Annotated in this window: 8 protein-coding genes; 1 reads left to right on the top strand and 7 read right to left on the bottom strand. The window is 43.6% G+C overall.

Going from position 1 to position 8,580, the window contains the following annotated elements; all coding sequences use genetic code 11:
* Positions 1–889 (bottom strand): helix-turn-helix domain-containing protein (locus GKAS_RS21480; RefSeq protein WP_035897309.1); only part of this gene is annotated, 889 nt, incomplete at its 3' end.
* Positions 886–1,557 (bottom strand): hypothetical protein, encoded by a 672-nt coding sequence (locus GKAS_RS21475; protein ID WP_023326116.1) that lies wholly within the window; start codon positions 1,555–1,557, stop codon positions 886–888. The genes GKAS_RS21475 and GKAS_RS21480, both read right to left, overlap by 4 nt.
* 351 nt (positions 1,558–1,908) lie before the next feature.
* Between GKAS_RS21475 and GKAS_RS21470 the strand changes: the two genes are divergently transcribed.
* Positions 1,909–3,117, top strand: a complete 1,209-nt coding sequence (locus GKAS_RS21470; RefSeq protein ID WP_032635832.1) for a type II restriction endonuclease — start codon at positions 1,909–1,911, stop codon at positions 3,115–3,117.
* 34 nt (positions 3,118–3,151) lie between these two features.
* Here the strand turns inward: GKAS_RS21470 and GKAS_RS21465 are convergent, their stop codons facing one another.
* From GKAS_RS21465 to GKAS_RS21455, 5 genes are all read right to left on the bottom strand, one after another.
* The gene (locus GKAS_RS21465; RefSeq protein WP_023326118.1) at positions 3,152–4,585 is read right to left on the bottom strand and encodes a DNA cytosine methyltransferase; all 1,434 of its coding nucleotides are present in this window, start codon (positions 4,583–4,585) and stop codon (positions 3,152–3,154) included.
* 316 nt (positions 4,586–4,901) lie between these two features.
* Positions 4,902–5,522: an inovirus Gp2 family protein gene (locus GKAS_RS24295; protein ID WP_023326119.1), complete on the bottom strand. Its 621-nt coding sequence runs from the start codon at positions 5,520–5,522 to the stop codon at positions 4,902–4,904.
* Positions 5,523–5,763: 241 nt separating this feature from the next.
* On the bottom strand, positions 5,764–7,164 hold the full coding sequence (locus tag GKAS_RS21460; RefSeq protein ID WP_023326120.1) for a YfjI family protein: 1,401 nt from the start codon (positions 7,162–7,164) through the stop codon (positions 5,764–5,766).
* A gap of 125 nt (positions 7,165–7,289) precedes the next feature.
* Complete coding sequence (locus GKAS_RS24290; protein WP_023326121.1) at positions 7,290–7,526, bottom strand: helix-turn-helix transcriptional regulator; 237 nt, start codon at positions 7,524–7,526, stop codon at positions 7,290–7,292.
* Between the two features lie 279 nt (positions 7,527–7,805).
* Complete coding sequence (locus GKAS_RS21455; protein ID WP_051910831.1) at positions 7,806–8,450, bottom strand: hypothetical protein; 645 nt, start codon at positions 8,448–8,450, stop codon at positions 7,806–7,808.
* Positions 8,451–8,580 lie beyond the last annotated feature (130 nt).

The raw sequence follows: 8,580 nt of genomic DNA, 5'->3' as shown, positions 1-8,580 counted from the left end.
ATCCCTTTGCCGTCGCATCGCGCATCAGGCTGTTATATTGCCATTCCGTCAGCACGTTCAGATTGCGCATTCTGACAATCAGAGCCATCGCCGAAACTTTCCAGAGCGACTTCAGTTGCACGATTTTGTCAAACGTCGGGAATGCCATCTTAACGGCCATCACGTTTTCCGGGGGCATCAGAAATGCTGACGCAAAAGCATCCGCTTCACGCTCAGCATCCTGCCCCTTGACATCACCATGACGGTGAAGTACCAGATGAGCCAGCTCATGTGCCGCATCGAAACGGCTGCGTTCACCTGACTTACGTGTGTTGAGGAAAATGTAAGGAACATCATCTTTCCAGAAGGAAAAAGCGTCGATACTCGCCGTTTCCTCTGAGAGCCAGAACACCTTAACGCCGTGCTTCTCCAGAAGATGAACAACGTTGGTGATACTCTTCTTACCTATTCCCCAAGCTTCGCGCACCGCCTGAGCGGCGACCTCAGACTCACTTCCACGAAGATTCGGCAGTTCAGGCTGAGGCAAAGTGAAGCGCGTACTGAAATACTCGCTCAGCATAACCCCCAACCCACCAGCTCCAATTGCCGCATGCTGGTCGACGGCTTTTGTCGTACGCAAAGAACGAAATGAAACCGTCAGTGGATCGATTGCTTCAACGTCATCCCCAAAGAAAAAGGACTCTGGATATTTTAGAGCGCTGGCGTACGCCTGGACTGTCTCTGGCGTGGGTTCATACAAGCAATAGGGTTTTTCGTACTCAATTACAATACGACTAGATAGCCCCATTTTCTCTGCTAATTCCTTCAGGGTCAGTTTGCGTCTAATCCGCGCCAGCTTGAGCCGGGACGGATTAAAAAGGCGTTTGCCGTCATCAACAGGGTTACTCATTTGCTTTCAACAGTAATAGATATGTCATCATCAAAATCCTCATCAGGGAAAATATCAGCACCTTCAAACGGCAGAGGACCCAAGATGATACGCTCACTCCATGCGCTTACACGGGCAAATCCGTCCTGATTCACCATTCCTACCGGATATGACACCTCGCAGCGAACCTCTTTGTTAGCCGCATCATAATAATACAGGACGATATAAGTACGGGTGCTGTCTATCGGCGTGATCTCAGATTTGCCTGAATACAACGCATCCGTCTGGAACATATCAGCTGTGCCGGGATTGTTGTGAACAATCGAGCGCGTTGCCTCACCCTTGGCATTTTTGGTTTTCGGCAATCCATCAGGACGTCCGGTGTGCCTATCGCCCGAGGTGATAATCAGATTAACCCCTTTGGCTGAGTTAACGACCATTTCCATTCGCTTGACCACTTCAGGAGACCAGCCGTTACCCTTACCAATCAGTACACGGCGGGTCGCGGCGACCATCTCACTCCAGAAACGGAACCCTGCATCTACTGCGGGGTGAAGCTTGCTAGATTTACGGCGCTCGTACAAAGCAGACGTCAGAGCGGCATGAATATCGTTTTCTGAAAAACCCAGTTCATTAAGTACAAGATCTGAATCAGCTTCGGTATGTAGGATACAATAAGGCATGGTCATGAAGGCATCTCCGTGAGGTTCACTTCATGATTTCAACATAATTATTATGATAAAATCAAGAAGTGATTCAGGAAAGTCGTTACAGGTCCTCACTTAGTTCGTCACACCCCCGCTTCCCACCTTTCCCTTCCTTCTATCAGATTTATGAAAAATCTTATTAAATTTCATAAACTTAAATATAACCCTATGCTGTAACTTTATAGTTGAAAAAGTGAGGAAGCGGTACATTCCCTGCGTATGACCTGCAGCCAGTTCACTGACATACCGCGATGCTTATAAAGCCTTACTGGTTGCTTTTATATAACTATGAAAAAATGGCGTTTCGAGTTTCAGGTTAACATAGGGGTGTTTATGTCGGTTTTTCATAACTGGCTGCTTGAGATCGCTGGCGGAAATTATCTTGTCTATATCAAACGCCTTTCCGCCAACGATACAGGCGCAACAGGTGGTCATCAGGTCGGACTTTATATCCCTTCCGGCATCGTAGAAAAGCTGTTTCCGTCCATTAACCATACCCGCGAGATGAATCCTTCAGTCTTCCTCACTGCGCATGTGTCATCACATGATTGTCCCGACAGCGAAGCCCGGGCTATTTATTATAACAGCCGTCATTTTGGTAAAACCCGGAATGAAAAAAGGATCACGCGCTGGGGAAGAGGCAGCCCACTTCAGGATCCTGAAAATACAGGTGCTCTGACACTTCTGGCCTTCAGGCTTGATGAGCAAGGCGGGGACTGTAAGACAGTGAACATCTGGGTATGCGCCAGCCCTGATGAAGAGGACGTTATCGAGACCGCTATCGGCGAAGTTATTCCTGGAACACTTATCTCTGGGCCCGCTTGGCAAATCCTAGGGGGCCTGTCTCTTCAGCATGCACCTGTAAATCATAAATACGTTATTCCTGAAGACTGGAAGCATCGCTTTCCGTCTGGAAATGAAATTATTCAGTATGCCGCCGGTCATTATGCGAAAAACTCCAATGACCCGGATGTGCAGCTGATTGACCGCCGGCGCGTTGAGTACGACATCTTTCTGCTGGTTGAGGAATTACATGTTCTTGACATCATCCAGGGAGGATTTGAATCTGTGGATGAGTTTATTGCATTGGCCAACTCTGTCAGTAATCGACGTAAATCAAGAGCCGGAAAGTCACTTGAGCTGCACCTGGAGCATCTTTTCATTGAGCACGGGCTGCGGCACTTCGCCACACAGGCAGTCACTGAAGGCAATAAAAAACCAGATTTCCTATTCCCCTCTGCAGAGGCATACCACAATGTTGAGTTTCCCAGAGAAAATTTGCGCATGCTGGCGGTCAAGACCACCTGTAAAGATCGCTGGCGCCAAATACTGAATGAAGCAGATAAAATCCATCAAGTGCATCTGTTTACACTGCAGGAGGGGGTGTCTCAGGCACAGTACAGGGAAATGCGTGAAGCAGGTGTCAGGCTCGTTGTGCCGTCATCGCTACACAAAAAATACCCGGAAGCGGTCAGAGAGGAATTAATGACGTTCGGTGCGTTCATTGCAGAGCTTACAGGCCTTTACGCTAAGCTTCCTTAAGTAAACTCCCGGCATCATAGGCCGGGAGCATTACTCAGACCTGTTCAGCGTTATCAACATCGGCAGAAACAGCTTTGAGGATATAAGGTTGCAGCAGTCTGGCAACAGCTTCAAATACCGGTACCACAACAGAGTTACCGAACTGTCGGTATGACTGCGTATCAGAAACCGGTATACGGAAAGATTTGCCGTCTGGCTTTTCAAAGCCCATGAGGCGTGCACACTCGCGGGGAGTCAGCCTGCGCGGTCGACGCGCTTGGTTTTCTTCGTTCATAAAGTCTGCTTCACCTATATCCATATCCCAGCCGCGGTCTATCAGAATTTCAGACCCGTCTTTGTGATAGCGGGCAGAAAGCGTTCTGGCAACACTTTCCTTATTTTTAGGATTGACGAGACCAAAACCGAAACCATTCCCCTTAGCCGCATGCTTTTTAGCATAGTTGTAGAGGTACTCCCAGAGCTTCGGAGTCAGGATATATTTACTGTCAACCACGGGTTCCAGCAGCTCGCCAAATGACGGACGTTGTTCCGGGTAAAAATGGCTGACGTCGCGCAGGGTAAAACCCTTGTGAATATTCAGGTCGCGGCGGAACCCGACTAGGACGATACGTTCACGGTGCTGAGGCAGGAAATATTTTCCATCGATGACTTTAGGATCGCTTTTTCCCACATCAGCAGCATCCGCAACTTCATAACCCAGCTCGTCAAGGGTCTCCATGATGACTTTAAAGGTTTTGCCCTTATCATGACTCTTCAGGTTTTTGACATTCTCCAGCACAAAGATGGCCGGTTTTTTTGCCCGTATAATGCGCGCCACGTCAAAGAAAAGCGTTCCCTGCGCCTCACATTCAAAACCATGCGCACGACCTAATGAGTTTTTCTTGCTCACACCAGCAAGACTGAATGGCTGGCAGGGGAAGCCTGCCAGAAGCACATCATGATCCGGCACGTGCTCATCAATGTAGGCATAGGCGTCGGTTTCTGACACTTCAGGTTTGTCACTGAGAGTGACTTCCCGGATATCGAGATTGAATTTGTGTATGTGCTCATCATTAAACCAATTAGCTTTATAAGTGCGCACTGCCTCTTTATTCCACTCGCTAGTAAAAACGCACTGGCCACCAATGGCCTCAAAGCCTTTTCGTATACCGCCAATACCTGCAAACAGGTCAATGAACCGGAAAGAATAGTCCGGGTGGTATGCAGGCGGTTCTGGCAGCATTTTCCGGAGAAGTGCTTCTTCAGCTGACGTCAGTGATTTTGGTGGGCACTTACCATTAACCCAGCGGTTAAGAGTTTCGCGACTCCACTCGTTTTTCCCGACTTTTCTAAGTAACTCAGCCACGTACTTCTGATCATAGATTTCCAGTACCTGTTCGATCAGCTTTTTATCATTTTCCTGTCGCAGCTTTTCTTCCTTCCCTGCTTTCTCAAGCAGATCCTGCGCCAGCAATTCAAATTCAGACATAATGCCTCCATAGGGTCTTATGGGTGAAACTCTATCACTCATCTGACCCAGAGGGAAATTTTTTATCTGGATATTTAAACAGTGGCAGTTGTTGGAACCTATTAGCTCTATAAAGCTACCCACAATGATGCTTTTGGGTAGTTAGTCAGTTAAAAAAGGCAGGTTTGTTTTGTGAAATGGAAATTAAGAAGATATTGGCCGATTTACACGGACCTGAATCACACTTTTCGCTCGAAGTAAACTGTCAGGTTTAATTACGTACTGACGGATTTTGGCCTTTCCAATTATAAGAAAGGCCGTTTCTGTAAAAAATAAATCAACCTCGACTGCAACCGAAGTTCCGATCTCCATCGCCAAATACTTTAGTATCAAGTTTTGCTAAATAATCTAAACGATTCAGTAGGCTGTTGTACTGTGCTTCAAAATTAAAATCATTGCTATCTAGAATATAGCGACAATTTTCAGGGTAGTGAACCAATCCCAGATAATCCTCCAACTCTAAACCTAAAGCACTGTACCATGCCCTTACAATCATCATCCGTAGGTTGCTTTCAATCTTATAATCACCTAAGTGATAATAGGCATCTTTATTAAAAAAAAGACCAAGATGAAAGTGGCATTTTCCTTCTTCGGAAAACTCTCGTACCCAAACATGACGAACACGGTTTGGATATATTCTTTTACCGTCGACTGCTCTGGCTTTCTCATTGGCCTCCAGTATAGCATTTAATGAGTTACGGAAGCGGGATATCACTCCTGGCTCCAGATTAGGGAAGCAACATACAGTATCACCTCTATCTAGAATAGGTGGATAATGAACATCAACACGTAATGCCATAGTCCTTGGAAATTCGTTGATAGCATTATTAATTACTTGTTCAATATGCTTTCTATAGGCGAGTACATGCTCACCATGAGAACCGTTGTATAATTCCATAAATTATTCCTATGTCTTACTTTAATGTCTGTTCGTATAAATATATTTCTATCGTAGTTGTGATTTAGCTAGTATCGAATTAAACTGTTAAGGTATGTTTATAGTTGTATATTGGAATGGAGTTGGTGGTATATTGGTATGTTATATATTACCAGTTCCAACATAAAAACACTTGTTGGTGAACCGGAAAACCAAGCACCACAACTACTCATGATAAAAACATCACTCTGCAATTAATTTGCTAATGTACTGGCTGGATATAAATAGTCTTACCCTCTCTTGTTACCATTATTTTCCGTTGAGTGAATAAGGTGCCAAGTAATTCATTCATTTTAATCTTATTTCTGAACCTGTGAGGACCATATTGAAGAATCATCGTTTTACTTATATGTGATGGGAAAGTACTAGCACAATAATTTTTTATCCACGAATATAGCTCGTCACTTTCTTTATCGAGAAGAGTGAATTCCTGGGACTTAAAGAACAAACGCTTGTACTCGCCTACATACCAGCCACTTATCTGCGCTGCAGCCTCGACAGCCTGAACAGATACATCTCCGTCATAGCCTTCAAAATAATAGAGCAGTGCAGCAATCCTCGCCATATTCTCTGCCATTTTTGAGGCATAATCTTTCATGTTAGATAAATAGCCATGCTCACTCATTTCCGATTCTGTTTTGTTATAAAATGAGATCCATTCTTGTTCTGCCTGAGGAGAGAAACGCAGGCTGAGCCGTTCTCCTTTGCCATTTCTAGCAATGCTATCGTTGACTATATCTATAAGCCGACTATGGAACACTGGCAGATATTCGCTGGAGATTATCGGATTAGTGATCTGTCGGTATCCTTGCTTTGAATCTGGCTGACAAATCAAGCAACGAGCAAAAAAACCAATTCCTTTTGCTATATCACCTTTTCGTTCAATATACTTCTGAAATACTTCAGGCTGTACCATCAGAGATAATGTCATTCTGGCATCATGGATTAAAAGCTCAGGCGAATTTCTCCTATCGACAGAATAAGTTGAACCATCCCACATCTTATTGATGAAAGGTAGCTCATTCAATGTATGTCCGTTGAATATTGTGCCTGCTTCATCTGACATGATACCCACTGACCTCCAGTCTCTACAGAGATAATGTTTTATCGCAGATGGTGTTGCGTCATTAAGTATTAGCCTATATCTAACAGGTTCTGCGGGTTTGGTTTGCAATAACGCTTTCAATCGTTCATTCGTTGCGCCGTAATCTTTATTACGGCACATATCGGCTTTCAATTTTGATGCCAATGCTTTTTTTTCTATATTAAAAGCAACCTCGCCGTTCAACCAAGCCTTTAGATCTTGGTTGTATTGCTCAAACCACTTTTCCTCAAGCTGATACAACGGTCTCATTAAAACCTTATCAACCGTACTTTTCCGTTCTCCAGATTCAGCCAGAGTGAGTAAAAAGAGCGATACTGGGCTACGCAAGTTGTTCAACCTACAGACATCAATTCCGTTTTGACATGCTAATGAAATGGCACCAAGCGCTGACGCCGCTATTAATGACAGCGGTGCTTGCGTATGTTGTTCTGCTTCATAAATCGCATTTCTAATTATTGATGGAAAAACATCCACAGGGAAAGAGCGACCAAACGACATAAACTACCTCTTGTTAAATTAACATGGTAAATAATTCCGCTAATGCTGCTATTTAGCTATTCATAGCGGAAATAGCAAAATGCAAAGGTCATTAGGTAAAAAAAGAATGCCTTTATTTCCTGAGTTTAACGCTCGTTGATCCAGCAAAGCAGGTCACTAAGCAACCATCCACAAGACTTCAACCCAATGGATTTACGCAAGGGAAAATGGCCGACTTGTTCTAGCTTCCAAGCCGTGGAACGAGATATCGATGTGATGTACTGACGTTCTTTTTCACGCACCAAGCGATCATGCGGTTCTCCATAGTTACGTAGAACCTGCAGGCGTTGTTCTGGTGTTGGATAGTTGAATGTTGTTTTCATATTGCCTCCTTCGTTTCAGTGGAGACAGCATGTCTCAGTTTATGAGGATGTGAAAGGAATGCACTCCTTGTTAAGGCCTTAATAAGGACTTTGCAAACCATCACTGGTGAGCAAACGCCAAGGGTAGAATGCATAAGTGACACAAGCTCTGGATTTATATCGGACAGCGCTAGCAATACTGGCCCAACGCAAATGAATCTTGATACTGCCTGTTCTTGCAGAAGTGAGCTTGGGCCGTAGACAATGCAATCTTAAATAGTTGCATTGTCTAATTAAAAATTATTTAAGTTTCGATTCTATTAACCAATTTCTAATAGTTTCCTCATCGAACTCCCAATCTTTACCATAGTCATTATTTGCTATAACAGTTAGAATATTTGCCATTGATGAAGCGTTAGATTGTAGATTTTTCTTTTTGCATATCTCATGCAACAAAATATAGAGGGCCCTTCGCTCTTGTTTAGACGTTCGTGGTTTTATTACTTTTTCCAAATTAACACTTATATCAGAAGAGCAACCAGCTTTTATCATTTCAATGTCGCTTGAACTTATATATAGTTCAAGTCCATCTATTTCAACTTCATTATTAAATATTAAGCAATCAAATTCATCCATTCCATAGACATTCAAAAAGGCAGAGGAATCGCAATCAGACATTAATGGATTTGTATTTGCAATTTTATACTTCCCTGTTACAAAACGCGTTGAAGGCCCGGCTTTAACCCGCCAATAACCATATGCAAATCCGTTGTAGAACAACTGCTCACGTCCAATTTTAATATATGAAACCTCGGAACCTCTTTCGTGACGAAACTGTCTTTCCGTGAACTGGCAGCTCAATTCACTTTGATATATATCATTACCATGAATCACATCAAGCTTGCTATTTTCGATAATAAGATTTTTGAGATCAATACTATCCAATGGATTTTCACCAAATAAAAAATCACGATACCTATAAATGCTCTTTTTTCATCTTTTAAGAACAGATCATATCATCACAATAATACATGATAACTTACATGACANACCTTACCATCTTAATATAAAGAGG

It is taken from the genome of Kluyvera ascorbata ATCC 33433 (assembly GCF_000735365.1).
GTDB lineage: Bacteria > Pseudomonadota > Gammaproteobacteria > Enterobacterales > Enterobacteriaceae > Kluyvera > Kluyvera ascorbata.
The sequence above is the reverse complement of the archived record's forward strand: the minus strand, read 5'-3'. Positions and strand labels throughout refer to the sequence as shown.